Raw genomic sequence first — 17,459 nt, 5'->3', positions numbered from 1 at the left:
AGGAAGCCCTGATCAGTGCACTTCCTGCAAAATCAAAACTCCTACGCCCTTTTTATGTTAAACCCCGGCCAAACTCCCTCCAGGCCGTAGCATTTCTCCCGGCAGCGTCGTATCTTTAGAACGATGCCACCACACCAATTTACCTGGACATACGTCAGTGATGCCGGTCAACGGTACACGGTCGGGCTCTTCCACAGCGTGCGGGAAGGACACCTGATGGTCTATTGCAATCAGAAGGTGGTTCTTATTGATTTTAAAGTATTTGATACCCGATCCTACCCGCTTTTTCTCGACGATGAGCTTTTCCACGTCAACATAGAGCGCAAAAACGGAAAGTATTTCTACGGCTTCCAAATGGATAAAGAAGCCGACACCCCCCGCAATCAGGCCCGCCGACTGATCGAAAAAAAACACTGGAAACAGACGCTGATTTTCGTAGCCTTGCTCGCCCTGGCGGTCACAGCAGTCACCATTATAGGCCGCCGCCAAAAAGAGGATCAGGGGGACCCTGCTGCGCGGGCAGAACTTATCCTTCACCATGGTAAAATGGCAGAGGCCAAAGTGGAAGGCATCTACCAGCATGAGGACCAAACCACCGTTCGGTACAGCTTTATAGTGAATGGGCAATCCTACAGCGGGCGGGAGGCGCTTCCTCCCATGCCTAATATAGTCCTGCCCAACGGCTTGCCCCTGAAAGAGGGCGATCAGTTTGCCGTCCGCTACGTTGGCGACCGCCCGGGCTGGAACAGTATTCAGCTCGACAACCCTACTGAAGACCAGATACAGTACTACCGGAAACTGGCTCGGCAGCAACAGGTCCGGCAGCACCCCGATCAATCGGAAGCCTTCATCGAATGCCTCCTTGATATTGCCTTCACGCAGCAGGGGCTTTCGGGCTATGCCGCTTTCATTTCCCAAACGGCCTCCGCGACAGACAATCCCTTCGCCAACGAGCAGACCTACAAGCGGCTCATCCGTTCTGTCGATTTTCAGAATGCCCGGCAGCAACAATGCTTGTAAATAACGAGGTTTCTCCTATTTTCGCAAAAAACATAAGGTTTGGACCCAATCATCCCACATATCGAAAGCCTGATTTTTGCCTCGGATGAGCCGATCACGCTAAAGGAAATCCGCGACTGTCTGGAGACGGTACTGGAGGCTACCTTTAAAGACGAGGAACTCATGGAAGGCATTACAGCCCTGCAGGAGCGCTACGCACAGAAAGGCTTCGGCTTTGAGCTAACAGAAATTGCGGGGGGCTATCAGTTTCTGACCAAACCCGCCTACCACAACACAGTGGGCACTTTCCTGCGGCAGACCACCCGCAAACGGCTCTCGCGGGCCGCGCTGGAGACCCTTTCCATCATCGCCTACCGGCAGCCCATCACCAAATCAACTATGGAAAAAATCCGGGGCGTTAGCTGTGATTACTCAGTGCAAAAACTATTGGAAAAGGAGCTTGTTGAAATTACAGGGCGGGATGAAGGCCCGGGCCGGCCATTGCTCTATAGCACAAGTTCCAAATTCATGGACTACTTTGGCCTGAAAAGCCTGGAAGACCTGCCCAAGCCCAAAGAGTTTAAAGAAGCAGATTTTGAAATCGGCGAAAAAGCACCTATTGAAGAGGATGTCACGGAAGGTGACAACCGGGAAGAAGAGGAATAATTATGAGTAACAGCAATCCACCACTCGTTAATAAAGTAGCCGCCAGCGGGCTAATGACCCTTAAGCTGGAAGAATTCTGGCCCAATGTCGAACTGGCAGAGCTGGATATTAAAGATTACCTGTTCAAGGAGCTCCTGCTCAGGGAGAAGGATTTCCGGGAAGCCATGAAAGACCACGACTGGGCGCAGTACGAAGGCAAAGTGCTCCTCGTCTATTGCTCTACGGATGCCATCATCCCAATGTGGGCCTATATGCTTATCGCGTCCCATGCCGCGCCATATGCTCAGGATGTATTTCAGGGGCGGCCTGAAGATTACTACCGTACTTTTTTCACGCAGAAGCTTCATGCGCTTGACCTCGGAAAGTACCAGGATCAGCGGGTCATACTCAAAGGCTGCACCGATGGCAAGGCCATTCCGCCACAGGCTTACCTTGAACTGACCAAGCGCCTCAGGCCGGTTGCCAAAAGCATCATGTTTGGGGAGCCCTGCTCTACCGTGCCCATCTTCAAACGCCCCCGAAATAAGTAATTGCACCGGCGGGATCACACCACTTGAAAAATTAACAGTAAAGCTGTATCTTTTTGTATTGCTTTGCTGAAAACGTATTACCCATGAACAGTCGTCACCTGCAGTACCTGAATATTGCTTTAGCTGCCTTTCTGGGCATCGCCATCTTTACCTCCACCGATGAGCCCGAAGGCCAGCCCAACTACCGGCCCGATAAGGATATCCCACAGGTTGTCAAACCCGTAGACCTGGACCGGGAATTCGACTTCGCAGGGGAGCCTCTTCCTATGGATAATTTTGATGTGCGCGAACGCCTCGACCGGGAATTGCTGGTCAACACCTACTGGCACAGCAGCACCCTGCTCAACCTGAAGAATGCGTACAAGTTCTTCCCCATGATTGAGCGAAAGCTGGCCGAAGCCGGTATTCCGGAAGACTTCAAATACCTGGCCGTTGCTGAAAGCAGCCTGCGCAATGTGGTCTCTCCGGCCGGTGCCCGCGGGCTTTGGCAAATCATGAGCGCCACTGCCCGGGAACATGGCCTTGAGGTTAACGGTGAAGTGGATGAGCGCTACCACTACGAAAAAGCAACAGAGGCCGCCTGTAAAGTCCTTAAGCAATACCACCGCAGTTTTGGAACCTGGACAATGGCTGCCGCGGCCTACAACGCAGGCTATGGCAATATCAAAGATGAGATAGAGACGCAGCGGGCTGAGACCTACTACGACCTCAACCTCAACGCAGAAACCGCACGCTACATTTTCCGCCTGGTCGCCATCAAGGAGATCCTCAGCCGCCCGGATGAGTTTGGGTTTTACCTGGAGGACGAAGATGGTTACCCACCTCTGGACAATTATGAAGCAGTCAAAGTAACCAAAACCATTAACAACCTTGGCGATTTTGCCCTGGAGCAAGGGACGACCTACCGCATGCTCAAGGTGTACAACCCCTGGCTGCTCGACTCCCGGCTAACGGTACGCCCCGGCCAGGAGTATGAGATCCGGGTGCCGAAATAAGTGGAGTGAAAAACGATAATTGGTGTAACCAATTTCCCTACTTATCCGTCTTTTTCACGCCGACCAAAAGCTTTAAAAGACATGAGATTGTTTATTGGCTTCGCACTCCTTCTGACAGCATCTACACTTCTGGCTCAGAGAAAAGTCTGCCAAATCCTTGATACGAAAGGGCAGGAAGTGCCTTACGTCAACATTTACAATCCTGTTCTCCAAAACGGATTGATCGCTGGAGGTGAAGGGGAATTCACCTTTGAGCCAGCTAAGTTCCGCCCTAATGATACCCTGTTGTTTTCCTGTATTGGCTACAAAACGCTGGCGAGTACAGTAGGAGAAGTAGCGCAGTTATCTCCCTGCCAGATTACATTAACACCTCAAACTTACGAAACCGTTACCGCCGAAATTACTGAGGCTGCCGTATCGTACCGGAAGAAGTCAGCTGGCGTCAAGGCCCGGTGGAAGCTATATCAATATGGATATAATGTTACCGGGAAAAGCAGAGGTGGCGAAGTGGGAATACTCATCCCTAATGAAGCGGTCTGCCTGATTGAACAGATAGGCTTTAACTTGGCACAGTCAGAACCTGACTCCGTATTGATTGAAGTCAACCTATATGAAGCTGTGGATAGCCTACCAGGAAGACCGCTCCAAACGTCCCGAATTTTCACCCACGCAGCAGCCAATAAATCAACGGTGATTGACCTTAGCGCGTCCCTGGTTAACGTAAATGGAAGCTTTTTTGTCACCCTTGAATTTTTACATGACATAGATACCAAAGGCTTTGTGCTATTCAAAGCCAAACGCAATGCTCCGTATCTCACAGTTGTAAGGAAAGCGGACGGGAGCTGGGAAAAAGAGCAGGGCTTAAGTCCATCCATTTATGCCCGGCTCCAATGCACAGAACCCTAAAGGTCCACAGAAAACACCCGCGTATGCCCCAGCCCGAAAATCCCGTACCCGTTCTCAATATTGCTGTGGACCGTCACGGGTTCAGCGAAGGGGTTGCCATCTGCCTCCCAGTATTGGTCCAGAGAGCGGTAGTACAGGAAGGCATCCCGCGATAAGCTCGTAACCCGTATCCGCAACTTACTCCCTGACATAAGCCCGATTGGCAGATCCTCCCAGGTATAGGTAGCAAAGCGGTAGGTGTTGCCATTGAAAGCGCCATCCGAACAAATCAGCGCACCTCTTCGGTCTACTTCGGCATAAGAGAGTATGGGGTCATTGGATTCCAGCCAGACGGAATAATAACCCGAAATGGTATCATTGTTTTCATCCACATACCGGTAATCGACCTCGCCTTGCAGCGCATAGTAATGTTCACCGGGCTCATCTTGTATTTCAATGACAATCTCATCCAGCCGCTCTCCGCTCTCGCTGAGCGCCCCCTCTTCATCAACTATGACGTCCAAAACAATTGGCGCCCTGGGCATTCGTTGTTGTGCTCTGATTGAAGGGTAATCCGTTTGCTGTATATCAAGGGTGTATACTTCATCTCCCGCAGCCCAATCTGGACTTAGCACAGTATAGTGCCGGCCATCGTCCGGAGCATAGGAAAAAGTTACACCATCTACATTCGGGCCGGAAAACTGGATTTCGGCGTCCGGAAAGACCGAGAACTCCTCTTTCGTAAGGACACTACGGCTGTTGGAGACCAGAACACCAAAGGCATCACTTTCGCTAAAGGCCAGGGCATGCACCGCCAGGCGCGGCTCATGTTCCGGCAGCTCAATGTCTACGATTTGGGTAAAGGCATCTTCTCCGCAGGAGGAAAAGCTCATTGCCGTCAACAGACCGATTGCGAAAAATAGGATATGGCGCATGGTGTTAAAATTTGAACTGGTAAGAAATGGATGGAATAATGGGCAGAATACTCACTTCGCGGAAAACCGGCTGCTCCTCAAGGCTACCGTCTGGCTGCTGTACCAGGTCCCGGTCAGCAAGAATGAAATAAGGATTGCGATGGAAATAGGCATTGTACACCCCGAATACCCAGGTCCGCACGTGCCGCTTCATCTGTTTCGTCATCCGCAGGCTAAGGTCAAGGCGGTGGTAGTCGGTCATGCGAAAGGCATTGCGCTCGCCTCCACTTTGAATGGTACTAAACCCACTGAAAAAATCAGACCCAAAGTAATTGATCGGGTATTCAAAAGTATTGATTGTAACGGCATTGCCAGTCCCATATACCCATGCTCCGGACAGGGAGATGCGCTCATTAAAATCGTGATTGACCACCAAAGAGAGGTCATGCCGCCGGTCGTAGCGGAAGGGGTAGCGCCGACCGCCGTTGATTTCGTCAAACTGCCGGTAGTTCCAGCTCAGCGTATAGCCCAGCCAACCGGTGGTACGCCCAAATTTTTTCTGCACGAAAAGCTCGGCACCGTAGCTTTCGCCTTCGCCCTGCGTCACTTTATCCTGCCAGTCGTTTTCCAGCCCAAACAGGAAACTTGCCCCCTCTTTGTAGGAAATAACGTTGTGCATTTTTTTGTAATACCCTTCCAGGCTGACTTCTATCCCATCGCCAAAGGTCTTGGCTGCGCCCGCTGCCACCTGCCAGCTTTCCTGTGGCTTGATGCGCTCCGTGCTCGGCACCCATAAGTCAGTGGGCAAACTAAAGGACTCGCTCGTCAGCAAGTTGATAAACTGTGCCATCGTGGCGAAAGAGGCTTTCAGGGCCACATCCTTTGGCAGCAGGTAATTGAGCCCGATACGCGGCTGCAGCGAAGTGTAAAACTGATCGCCCACCTTGAAGCCGGAGCCGTGCAAGCCTACGTTAGCCTTGAGCTTGCCCAGCTGCATATCATCTTCAACGTAGATAAACAGCTCATCGGAAAACTCATTCTGTGAGCCGATAAGCGTATCAAAACGCTCCTGATCGAAGGCGACATCCAGGTTGAGTGCGCCGGGACGGTAAGTGTGATTGGTCACGCCACCGCCAAAGCGGATGTAATGCCCCGGTGCCGGCAGGTAATCGAAATCGATGCGGCCCGCCCAGTCTTCGATCCCGGAAAAGTAGTTGGCAGAAAAGCTTTCCTCTGACCCATCATCATACCGGCTGCTTTGCTCCGCGATCACATCAATTTGGAAACGGCTGTAGGTCAGCGTGGTATTGGCAAAGAGCTTGTTGCTGATCTGCCAGTTCCAGCGCAAGGCAGAAATACTGTTGCCCCAGTCGATACCGCCACCGAAGCTGTCTTCGTCATCTGTCACATCTGTAAAGAACACATCTGCCCCCAGGTAAGCACTGAGATACAGGCGGTGCTTATCATTGAATTTGTGTTGCAATTTGGCGTTAAAGTCATAGAAGTGCAGCTTGATTTTGACGTCCTCCTCAGACTGCTGATTGGCCAAAGCCACAATAGGCCGAAACAGCAAATCGGCGTACGTCCGCCGGCCGGAGACCAGGATGGATGTTTTGTCTTTTTTGATTGGGCCCTCCAGGGTCAACCGGGAACTGATCATGCCAACGGCGCCCTCCCCGTGCCATTCCTGCAGGTTGCCTTCCTTCATATTGATTTCCAGAATAGAAGACAGGCGCCCACCGTAGCGCGCCGGGAAGCCGCCTTTGGTCAGGGTGACATTCTTGACCGCATCGGCATTGAAAACAGAGAAGATGCCCAACAGATGAGAGGTGTTGTAAATGGGCACCCCATCGAGCATAACCAGATTTTGGTCGGGGCTGCCGCCGCGGACGTAGAGCCCGGTCTGCCCTTCCCCACCCGACTGCACGCCAGGCAGCAATTGCAGCGTTTTGAGCACATCGGTTTCGCCGAGGAGCACCGGGGCCATTTTGATTTGCTCTACCGGCACGGTCATTTGGCTCATTTGACTGCGCTCTTCGATGCGTTCGCCCTGACGAGAGGCCCTTACCACGACCTCTTCCAGCTGTACAGCACCGTCCAGGTCAATATTTAAAGTGGTATCCTGTTGAAGCAGAAAGGTGTGCTCAGCCGATTCGTATCCGATATAAGAAAAATTGATGTGAACAGAATCCGCAGGCAGCGTCAGACTATAGAAACCGTACACATTCGTGACGGTGCCCTGATCCGAATACCGGTCATAAATATTGGCGCTGATAAGCGGTTCACCAGAGGTGGCATCCCTAAGGTAGCCACTAATGGTATGCTTTTGAGCGAGGCCCAGCAACGGCAAAGCCAGGAGCCCAAGCAAGAGTTGGAGTTGCTTCATTTTTAGTCGGGTGTGTGGTGTTATTTTGGTTTTATACGCAATACGAAGTGGTTTGCGACATCGGAGCAAGCCACTTCCCAGCGTAAATACTGACATTGAGTAGGTTTGCTGTGGCAAACCACTTAATCGTCAGTATAGTATGATTTCAGAACGTAACAATCGCCCATTCGCTGCTGCATTCAGAAAACCTTAACACGGTGAATGACGACTCTTTTGCAGGAAGGGTTGGCAGCCACCAATAAAAAGCCCCCTGACCGTGTTAAGCGATCAGAGGGCTTCTTTACCAAACTACAAAATATCAGTTAATGTGTCTTCACGAAGCGCAGTACCTGAGGCTGCTGCCCTTCGTACCGGACTTCCATATAGTAAACCCCTCCGGAGAGCTGGCTTACATCCCAATCGGTTCGGAATAGCCCCGCTTCTACTTGACGTGATTGGAGCACCTGTCCCAGTTGATTGCGCAGGACAAGGGTCGCATCCATTGGTTGCGTAGCAGGCAGATCAATCGTAATGCGGTCAGATGCCGGGTTCGGGAACAAGCGGGCAGCCTCGGTGGCAGCCGGTTGGTCAAAGCCGCGTACTCCAGCAGATGCTGCAGATTTTTCACGGTCCGTTTCTGCAGCGATTGCCGTTTCATCCGCAGCCAACAGCGGCGCACCACCCTCAACGGTTACATTGCTGAAGGTCGCAGTCGTCTGGCCGCCGCCTGTATTTGCAGTGATCATTCCTATCTCCACACAGGCGTCCATGGGCAAGTAGGTCTGTGCAACCAGCGAGAAGCTGTTACCGGTCGTACTGGCATAGCCCCGGATGTAGTTTCCTATGCGCTCCAGCTTCAACCAGAAAGTGTACGCCCGCCAGTGCGGTGTAAAATTGTTGGGTGCATTATTTGCGTTACGGGTCACCCATGGCACTAGGCTGTTCAGGTTCGTCAGGATCATTGCCTGCTTCGCACCGGGAGCTGTGCTTTCGCGAAGGACTACCCCACCGAAACCGCTACCGGAAACAGATTCGATCTTGACGGTAATAGAGCCGTTTCCACAAATCGTTTGATGGATCATGGCGGTATTGTCTGCAGCATTGCTGTACCCGTTACTGCCACCATTCGTGACCGTAAATAAGCCGGACCCGTTGCAAGGGTTCTGTGCAAAAGCATTGCCCGCAGGAGAGCCTATGTCCGAGGCAGACCAGGGTGGCAGAACCGTACCTCCTGTTCCATTCCCTACTGAAATAGTGGTACTTGCAGAACAACTCGGATTATTCGGGTCGCGTACAGTCACGGTATAGGTACCAGCCGACAGCCCACTGAAGGTATTGCTGCCTTGGAATGCCCCCCCTATAGAGTACGCTAAACCTTCACAGCTCGTACAGCTCGCACTCACACTAATGGCACCGTCATTATCGCCCGGGCAGGTCTCCGGGCTGGAGCTGGAACTGTTGATGGCAATATCGCAGGGTTCTATGCCCAGGCAGAATTCAGTAGTTTCTGAACTTCCGAATTCCCCACCTGAGGCCAATATATTATTCTCCGCATCCTGAAGGGAATAGCCACCAGCTCCAAAGCTACAGCACATGCCATCATCAAATGAATCGAAGACAGTAAGCTCATAACAACCATCGGGCAGGCAAATATCTTCTGTAAGGCTCGTATTCCCTAACCCTGAGTAATTACCACCGGCAGCTACCTCAAACCCGTTTGCGTCTGTTATTTCCCAGGAAGTTTCGCTGGAAAAGGTATCAAAGCTAAGATCAAGTTCCAATGCATTGTCATTGCATGAGACTGGCGGGGTACCGCATGTAGAATTAACAGCCAACTCCAAACCAGACTCTGGCGCGCCGCCGGAGAGCGCAGGGCTCCCATTGACAGTAATATCCCAGCTCACTTCGCTGGCAAAGCTGCCCCCTCCTACATCGACAGTATAACATCCATCCGGCAGACAGAAGGACTTAGCGCCCGAACTGCCATCACTTATAGTGGCAGTCCCTACCACACTATTGTTTTCATTCAGGATAGTCAGGTTGTTGCCGTTCCAGCCATCGCCAAAAGCGTCAAACATATTTATGACGACTTCATTTTCAGTGCAGGGAGCGCCCAACAGCGTAACTTTAAGCGTCATACAGAGCGTATTGGTAGTACAGTCGAATTCATTAATCTGCACATCATAATCCCCTGTCACAGCAGGGGTAAAATCTACAGAGGACTGAACCCCGCAAAAGTCATCATTAAAGGCAAGAGCAGCACCGCCGCCAGAAGGAAAGATAGTAATTTGAGAATCGAAGTCCGTATCACCGCAGGTCTCAAAGCGGTAAGTATTACCCGCAATCAAATTAGTCACCTCACGGTATTCCCCTGCAAAAAGGCAGGTGGTCAGCTCTGTTTGCACTCCCGGGCTGGTCGGGGCAGGCGAACTTAAATATTGATTGCCTAGATAGTTACATTGTGCCTGCAGGCTAAAGTGCCCAAAGCCAGCAATGAATATTAATACAAGGCCCCAAAGAGAGACCTTCCTAAAAAAGTAAACATGCTTCATTGTTACATAGGTTTGTTTAAAAATAAACGAGCGCATCTTAAAGTCACACTCAACTTCAGATGATAGCATCGAAATGTCTTCGTTAGATGGGGGGAATATAATATAACCCGCAGCATGGCTGCGCGCCACTTAGTGCTCAGTCGGTAAAATCAGTGATAGGAATGAATAGGTACGATTTGCGCTTTCTTAAAGGCAAATATAAAAACGAACTTAATTTTTGCAAACTATTTTACAAAAATCATTTATTCCAGAGGGCTACTCTTTAGCCCCAGAACAAATGGGCAGGAAGCTGCATGACAAAATACACAGGATTTTTTTTCAAAAATGGGCTATAAAAAAAAGCTGCTCCCGGCGTACAGGAACAGCTTTTCCGAAGAACTTGTCCGTGCAAACAGGCTATTCTACCACCACCCTGCGGTAAGCCCGGTGCTGCCCAATGCGCAGCTCAAGCAGGTAAACACCTGCGGGCAGTGCCGTTCCATCAATATTTTGCTGCCAGTAGCCCGAACGGAAATCAGCCTCGTAAGCTTTGAGCTGCTGCCCCATCAGGTTGTAGAGCTGACATTGGATGGCTTCATCCGGTGCCGCCATAACTTCTACCGTAAACAGGCCACGGTTGGGGTTCGGAAAGACTTCGAAAGCGGAGAGGTCGGTCCAGTCGCCGGTTGAGGAGACCATGATATTCAATACCTGGCTCACTGTGAGGGTATCACAGCTGTTCCCAACGGTCAGTGTTACGTTATACTGCCCGGTCTCAGCGTAACTGTGAGTGGGGTCGGCAGCCGTACTTGTATTGCCATCACCAAAATCCCACTGGAAGAACAAGTTCGTGCCGGTGGAAGTATTGGTAAATGTCACGTCCCCTTCTTCCGTTTCGTAGCTAAAACCTGCCACCGGTGCCTCGTCCAACTGGATCGTATCGGTGAGGGTGAGCGTATCTGCGCCAAAGGCATTGACTCCAATCAAGGTGATACTGTAGGTACCTGCCTCATCGTAGGTTACGGAAACTGCATCTCCGGTGTCCGTCTCCGGGGTGCCGCCGGGCAACAACCACTGCCAGCTGTCAGCAGGTGCGCCTTCCGAACTGGAAGCGAGCAGCTCAAGCGTCAGTGGTGCGCAGGCCCCTGCGGTATTGCCGAAGCTGATCATAGCGTCCGGTGCCTGCCCTTCGATTTCAAGGGTTTGCTGCAGGGTATCCGTGCCGCATACATTTTCAGCGATTAGTGTCACTTCAAATACGCCCGCCATGCCGTAGTCGTGTACCGGGTTCACATCGGTGCTTGTACTTCCGTCGCCAAACATCCAAAGGAAAGCATCTGCATTGACGGCTGTATTCACAAAGCTTACCGTAGCCTGATCCACACTAAAGTCGAAGCCGGCCTGCGGGCCTGCGCCTACTGTAATCAGATCAGGAAGCTCAATCGTATCCGACCCGGAAGTATTGTTTACGATTAGCGTGGCACTGTAAACACCAGGCGTTTCATACACCACTACGGGGTTGGCGGTAGTAGCCGTTGCCGGAGTACCCCCTGGTAAAATCCACTCAAAGCTTTCGCCAAATTGCGAGGTGCTCGCAAAGGTCACTTCAAACGGTGCACATCCACTCGTACCTTCCACTTCAAAGCCTGCAGTGGGTGGTGGCAGTACAATGCTTACAGACAGCGTGGTATCTGCCTGCCCGCATTCATTGGCCGCGGTCAGGGTAATATCGTAGTCGCCGGGAGACGCGTACGTATAGGAAGGGTCTGATCCTTCGCTGCTATTCCCATCTCCAAATGACCAGGTGAAACTCTGGGCGGAGGTGGAGGCATTCGCCAAATGGACGGTAAAGCCATTCACCTCTGCTGAAAATGCCGGATTTGGCAGTCCCAGTACCTCAATGATTGTGGAATCTATACTAATACCAGCGGCGTTGCTGGCTTCCAGGTAAATGGTATAGGTGCCTGCTTCAGTATAGGTGAAGGCAGGCATCGCCCCAGTTGCGGTTTCCGGTGCTGCACCCGGTGCCGTCCAAAGCAGTTCCTCAGCATTGGCCGAAGCTACACTAACCGGACTTACGGTAAAAGGTAAACACCCACTGCTCATTTCGAGATCAATTGCAGCAACCGGTGGGGTAATCACGGTAAAGGACTGCGCCACTGTATCTGCCCCGCAGGCATTGGAAGCAATCAGATTGACCTGATAAGTGCCATCTGCCGTGTAAACATGGGAAGGCGCTGATGCTGTGCTCGTATTGCCATCACCAAAGCCCCAGGCGAAGTCCGTCGCCCCGAGACTACTATTGGTCAGCTCAAGCAAGGTACTGCCCGGCGTGAGTGTGCCTTCAAAACCAGCATCAGGGACATCACCTACTGATATAGTCAAGGTATCCGTACTGCTTCCGGCAGCATTGCTCGCCGATTGTATAATGGTATATTGACCCGCCGCAGGGAAGGTGAAAGTCGGGTTGGGATTCGACGAAACTGGTGGCACAGCTCCGGTAGCGGTGTACGTGAAGTCTGTGGCGTTTGCAGAGGCAGTGTTGTTTAGCGTGAGCGTAAATGGCGCGCACCCTTCCGTCTGCTCCGTCGTAAAGCCAGCAGTCGGAACCGTCACGACTTCCACTTCCTGAGTGGCTGTGTCACTACCACATTCGTTGCTTACAATCAGCTGTACCGTGTAAACACCATCTTCCACATAGGCATGGGCCGGATTTGATACGGTGCTTTCATTGCCATCGCCAAAGCTCCATTGATAGGCAGAGGCGTCTGAGCTGTTATCCGAAATATTTAGTTCAAAGCTACCAGGTGTGGTACTGGCTTCAAAGTCTGCGATTGGTGTACCGCCCACCGTCACCTGCAGGGTATCACTATTGCTGCCTGCGGCGTTGCTTACGGTTTGAATAATCTCGTAAGTGCCGGGGCTATTGTAAGTAAAGGAGGGTTCTGTGTCCGTGGACTGCTCAGGCGTGGCCCCGGGCGCAGAATAGCTAAAATCAGCAGCATTGGTGCTTGCCGTATTACTCAGGCTTACGGTAAAGGGCGCACAGCCACTTGCAGCATTCGCCTCAAACCCAGCTTTAGGAGCAGTTACCACAATGACCGTTTGCTGAGCGGTGTCAGTCCCACAGGCACTATTGGCAATCAGCAGGATGGTGTATGCTCCATCGGTGGCGTACGTGTGGCTGGGCTCGGGCTCGGTACTGCTGTTGCCATCGCCAAAATGCCAGGTAAAGCCGTCCGCATCTTCGCTTTCATTGATTAAGCCAAGGCTAAGGCTGCCGAGTGCTACAGTGGCTTCGAAAGCTGCATCGGGCAAAGCGCCCACGACCACCTGAAGGGTGTCTGTACTGCTGCCCGCTGCATTCGTGACTTTTTGAATGATTTGATAGGTGCCCGGGCTGCCGTAGGTAAAAGTAGGATCGGGCACCGAAGCGACAGAGGGCTGAGCTCCATTTGCAGTATAGACATAGCTGTAATCCGCCTCTGGGTTAGTGGGCGAAATTTGTACAGTAAAGGGCGCACATCCTGAATTAGCATCCAGCGAAAAGCCGGCTGCCGGTGGGGTGAGAATGTCAACCATCTGCTCAAGGGTATCCGTACCACAGGCATTCCAAACGACCAGCTGAACGGTATAGGTGCCGTCTTCGGCATATTGGTGGGTGGGGTTGGAAACAGTGCTCGTTTCGCCATCGCCAAAGTCCCATTGCAGGGAGTCTGCTCCTGTGCTCAGGCTCGTCAGGACAATACTGTCAACGCCTGTGGTGTAAGCCAGTTCAAAATCGGCAACCGGAGCATTAATAACAGTTACGGATAGGGTATCTGTGCTGCTGCCTGCTGCATTGCTCACCGTCACCAGCAGGTCATACACCCCGGCTGTCTCGTAGGTAAAGGTGGGCGCTACGGTATCCGCAGTAAGTTCTGCACTGCCGGGAGCAGACCAGCTGATGGTATCATAGTTTGAAGCGCCCGTATATTCAGGCGTTAACACAAAGACCGAGCATCCTGAGGTATCGGTATTAGCGATCCCTGCCACTGGCGGGGTTGCAATAGATACCGTTTGTTCCAGTGTGTCGGCTCCACAGGCATTTTCAGTAATGAGCGTGACGGTATAGTTACCGTCCCCTGCATAGGTATGCGCGGGCGCTGTTTCACTGGAAGTACTTCCGTCCCCGAATGACCAGAAGTAGGTGACTGCATTTACGCTGTTGTTGACCGTGGAGATTTGCGGGGAGCCCAGGGTGTCCATTAATGCAAACGCACTGGTGGGCGGCCCTCCGATTACGACAGTAGCGGTGTCGAGGCTGCTACCGGCAGCATTAGAGACCTGCAGCACAATATCATAGGTGCCTGGCGCATCAAAAGTAAAGGAAGGATTGGGCACCGTTGCGGTATCTGGGTTTGCGCCATTAGCAATCCAAAGCCAGCTTTCCACCACACCTTCAGCATTGTTCACCGGCTGCACCGTGTAAGGCACGCAGGCAGTATCCTGCGGAACGGAGAACGCCGCTACAGGCGGCAGGACAATCATCACTTCCTGAGTAGCGGTATCACTGCCACATTCGTTAGTTGCGATCAGGGTGACGGTATAAATCCCGGTGGTATCGTAGGTGTGTGTGGGATAAAAGTCCGTATTGACCGGGGAGCCATCTCCAAAATCCCACTCAAAGGAAAAGGCATCCAGTGAGGTGTTCTGGAAGGAAACCGTATAGGTTCCCGGCGTATAATCTGCGAAAAAGCTACTCTGAGGCGCCCCTGAGACTGTAATCATTTGCGTAAGCGTGTCCGTACCGATGCCATTGGAGGCGATTAAGGTCACTTCATAAGTCCCGGAAGTGGCAAAACTGCAGATGGGGTCCGGGTCGGTTGATGTAGATGGATTGCCATTTTCGAAAGTCCACTGGAAGGTCTCTCCAAAGGAGCTGGTATTGATAAATTGCATGAGAACGGGTGCGCAACCCGATAGGGACTCACTTTGAAATTCGGCAGTGGGAGGCGGCACTATTGTAATTTCTTCAGTATACTCAGCCATACCACATTCATTCTGGGCGGACAGGCTGACCGTATAAGTCCCCGGCTCTTCGTAGGTATGCGTGGGAGAATCCACTTCGGTTTCATTGCCATCCCCAAACTCCCATTTGACGCCGTTGTAGTTGTCAGTCAGGTTGCCAAAGGACACCGTAAAGCTATCAATATCGTACAGAAAAAACGGCTCAGGAAGCCCCAGTACTTCAATGTCGGTATTAAGGGCCGTCGTATTGCTGCCTGCGGCATTGGAAACCGTTAATGTAACCGGATATTCGCCCGGTACAGGGTATTCCACCGTGGGGTTCTGTGCGTTGGACGTGGAAGGCACACCACCAGGAAAGGACCACTCCCATACCTCCACATCCCCCAGGCTAAAGTCTGTGTACTGAACGGTCAGCGGGGCACAACCCGATTCCACATCGGCAGCGAAAGCAGCAACGGGCGGCTGCAACACAAAACAGTTGGAGGTAATCTGTACATTATCAATGTAAAGGTTGTTACCGAAACCGTTGGTGTTTTCTATTTTGATCCGGACTTCCGGCTCGCCGGCGTAGGCAGACAAATCAATATTGAGGCAATCCGCTCCGAAGTTGCCAGCGTAGCACCAGTCAGCCGGCACACTCGGGGTGAATAAATCCGTCCCATCCGGAGTGGTTGCAAAATTGCCACTGCCATCTTCTTCACCGAAGAATATCTCATCAGGGTAGGTATTGCCCCCGTTGGTAGAAACCAGGATACGCAACTCGTCTCTCAGCGCGAGGCTGTATCGCTGATAAGCATAATCAATTTTCAGGCGCATTCCTGCTTCCTGAGAGAAGTTGAGTATTGGAGTAATCAGCGCATCTTTCTGCCCCTCGGCATCGTAGTTGTAATTATTCATGTAGGCGGCCTGCTGCCCGGTTACTGCCCCCCCTACGTTAGTGATTGTCCAGGTTGTACTGTTATCCGGATTTTCAACCGTCCAGTTGTTTAGGTTGCCCTCCATAGCATCGTAGAAAAGGTATTTAGTACTGCCTTCCTGCACGATAATGGTGTTGGATACCGCAAAGGAAGAACCTGCGCTGTTCGTAGCGGTGAGCGTGGCGGTGTAAATTCCGGGATTGGGGTAAAAAACAACAGGGTGCTGCTGATTGGAAGCATTAGGCACGCCGCCTGTAAAGGACCATGACCAAGAGGTCGGATTATTTTGTGATTCATCCAGAAACTGAATGTAGCTGCCTGGGCAGGCTTCCTCTATTGGAGTACCAATTTCGGCTACCGGTGGTGCGATAGGCGAGCCACAGGGGCCAAAGCAGCCGGGTATCCCTGCCTGCGCATTGATATAGTTACTGATGACATTAGTGGAAGTTGTTGACCAGTTGTTGCTGGAATTAACAGAAGGCGCCATAATGGTATTGGAGCCACTGCCATCGTGAAAGGAATTGAAGTTGTGCCCGATTTCATGCGCCTGCAGGACCCGCAGCAGCGCAGCATTTGAGGTGAAGCGCTCACAGACGTTGTAGCGGTCTGAAGTACAAAGGCCACCTACCCAGGCTATACCGATCGTTGAGCCGTTGAAGTTACGGTCGGTCCAGAGGGTAGCCAGGCTATGGTTGAAGCCAAAGCCCCCGCTGTTAGCCCAATTGGTGAAACTATTGAGAACAGAGGAAGCATTATTTGAACCGGTCCAGGGGTCGCATCCGGAGCAAGTCGAGATAAAAGTACCATTGACCACAAACTCGATCTGATTGGAAAATTCATCATCGTAGTTAGTCCCTACATTATTGAGGACGCCCAACATAAAGTTCTCCACTGCCGTTTCTGACCCTAAAGCATTGAAAAGCTGAAAATCGGCAGCCAGCCCCATGCCTACGGAATAGCACTGCATCACCTGACGGCTAAGGTTCGGGGCGGGGCCAGGTTTGAAGTGGTGGTCGTGGTCCGTCCCACAGGTATGCGGCATTTCCGGGGCCTTTACGGCCTCTGCTTCATACCAGACATAGGTTGCTTCCGGGAGTGAGGAGTCCAGGTACCAGGCGGGTTCAATGAAGTAGGTTTTCGCACGGTTCTCAATAAAACCGTAAAGAAAATCGTCATCAACAGTCAGGCGAACCTGATTGGTTGCGGATCCCGCTGCATAGCCCTGGTAAGTTTTGTTGACAGATTTAGGCAATACACGCCTGCCCTCCGAGTCGCCAAGGACCAGCTGATAATCTGGTGTACGCAGGTCGTGAGCGGCCAATTGCAGCTCAACCGGCTGCAGATCGCCCAGCTGAAGGGACAAGGGCACTTCCTGGCTTCCGGCACGCTGAAGGGTTTGGTGCAGGGCCTGTACCGGAGCTTTAGTTAGGTGGTATGCTGAAAACTGCTCATCAAGGGTTTCAGAAGTCAAATCATTCAATGACTCCAAGACGAAGGGAGTTTGTCCGTAGGAGACTTGTGCCGCAAGCGAAAGAAACAGAAGAATCAGTAGATGTTTTTGCATTATTCCTTTTGTTTTTGCAAACTGGGTTTGGTTAGGATATCCGGATTTTGGATTAAAGGCGAACATGATTGTGCGAAGGTTAT

Annotated in this window: 9 protein-coding genes; 5 read left to right on the top strand and 4 right to left on the bottom strand. The window is 51.8% G+C overall.

Annotated features, from left to right (window positions below):
- Positions 1-123: 123 nt before the first annotated feature.
- The 5 genes from MRY86_RS23460 to MRY86_RS23440 all read left to right on the top strand — a co-directional run bounded on the left by MRY86_RS23460 (position 124) and on the right by MRY86_RS23440 (position 4,096).
- Entirely contained in the window at positions 124-1,020 is an 897-nt protein-coding gene (locus MRY86_RS23460) for a hypothetical protein (RefSeq protein WP_293563423.1), read from the top strand.
- Between the two features lie 39 nt (positions 1,021-1,059).
- A complete protein-coding gene (scpB, locus tag MRY86_RS23455; RefSeq protein WP_293563422.1) occupies positions 1,060-1,665 on the top strand; it encodes an SMC-Scp complex subunit ScpB in 606 nt (201 codons plus the stop codon).
- A gap of 2 nt (positions 1,666-1,667) precedes the next feature.
- A complete protein-coding gene (locus tag MRY86_RS23450) occupies positions 1,668-2,195 on the top strand; it encodes a DUF2480 family protein (protein ID WP_293563421.1) in 528 nt (175 codons plus the stop codon).
- An 83-nt stretch (positions 2,196-2,278) separates the two neighbouring features.
- Positions 2,279-3,190: a lytic transglycosylase domain-containing protein gene (locus tag MRY86_RS23445; protein ID WP_293563420.1), complete on the top strand. Its 912-nt coding sequence runs from the start codon at positions 2,279-2,281 to the stop codon at positions 3,188-3,190.
- Between the two features lie 81 nt (positions 3,191-3,271).
- Entirely contained in the window at positions 3,272-4,096 is an 825-nt protein-coding gene (locus tag MRY86_RS23440) for a hypothetical protein (protein WP_293563419.1), read from the top strand.
- Here MRY86_RS23440 and MRY86_RS23435 read toward each other — a convergent pair.
- From MRY86_RS23435 to MRY86_RS23420, 4 genes are all read right to left on the bottom strand, one after another.
- Positions 4,093-5,010: a DUF4249 domain-containing protein gene (locus MRY86_RS23435; RefSeq protein ID WP_293563418.1), complete on the bottom strand. Its 918-nt coding sequence runs from the start codon at positions 5,008-5,010 to the stop codon at positions 4,093-4,095. The two genes, MRY86_RS23440 and MRY86_RS23435, sit on opposite strands and share 4 nt — an antisense overlap.
- Positions 5,011-5,014: 4 nt before the next feature.
- The gene (locus MRY86_RS23430) at positions 5,015-7,375 is read right to left on the bottom strand and encodes a TonB-dependent receptor (RefSeq protein ID WP_293563417.1); all 2,361 of its coding nucleotides are present in this window, start codon (positions 7,373-7,375) and stop codon (positions 5,015-5,017) included.
- A gap of 302 nt (positions 7,376-7,677) precedes the next feature.
- The gene (locus tag MRY86_RS23425; RefSeq protein WP_293563416.1) at positions 7,678-9,906 is read right to left on the bottom strand and encodes a T9SS type A sorting domain-containing protein; all 2,229 of its coding nucleotides are present in this window, start codon (positions 9,904-9,906) and stop codon (positions 7,678-7,680) included.
- A 396-nt stretch (positions 9,907-10,302) separates the two neighbouring features.
- Entirely contained in the window at positions 10,303-17,376 is a 7,074-nt protein-coding gene (locus tag MRY86_RS23420; RefSeq protein WP_293563415.1) for a PKD domain-containing protein, read from the bottom strand.
- Between the last annotated feature and the right edge of the window lie 83 nt (positions 17,377-17,459).

It is taken from the genome of Phaeodactylibacter sp. (genome assembly GCF_022763345.1).
Lineage (GTDB): Bacteria > Bacteroidota > Bacteroidia > Chitinophagales > Saprospiraceae > Phaeodactylibacter.
This window is presented reverse-complemented; position numbering and strand designations above follow the sequence as displayed.

What these genes read in the sequence shown, in the direction of transcription:
- MRY86_RS23435 (WP_293563418.1), bottom strand. Translation starts at nt 5,010, where the DNA reads ATGCGCCATATCCTATTTTTCGCAATCGGTCTGTTGACGGCAATGAGC.
- MRY86_RS23450 (WP_293563421.1), top strand. Translation starts at nt 1,668, where the DNA reads ATGAGTAACAGCAATCCACCACTCGTTAATAAAGTAGCCGCCAGCGGG.
- MRY86_RS23420 (WP_293563415.1), bottom strand. Translation starts at nt 17,376, where the DNA reads ATGCAAAAACATCTACTGATTCTTCTGTTTCTTTCGCTTGCGGCACAA.
- MRY86_RS23440 (WP_293563419.1), top strand. Translation starts at nt 3,272, where the DNA reads ATGAGATTGTTTATTGGCTTCGCACTCCTTCTGACAGCATCTACACTT.
- MRY86_RS23460 (WP_293563423.1), top strand. Translation starts at nt 124, where the DNA reads ATGCCACCACACCAATTTACCTGGACATACGTCAGTGATGCCGGTCAA.
- MRY86_RS23445 (WP_293563420.1), top strand. Translation starts at nt 2,279, where the DNA reads ATGAACAGTCGTCACCTGCAGTACCTGAATATTGCTTTAGCTGCCTTT.
- MRY86_RS23425 (WP_293563416.1), bottom strand. Translation starts at nt 9,906, where the DNA reads ATGAAGCATGTTTACTTTTTTAGGAAGGTCTCTCTTTGGGGCCTTGTA.
- MRY86_RS23430 (WP_293563417.1), bottom strand. Translation starts at nt 7,375, where the DNA reads ATGAAGCAACTCCAACTCTTGCTTGGGCTCCTGGCTTTGCCGTTGCTG.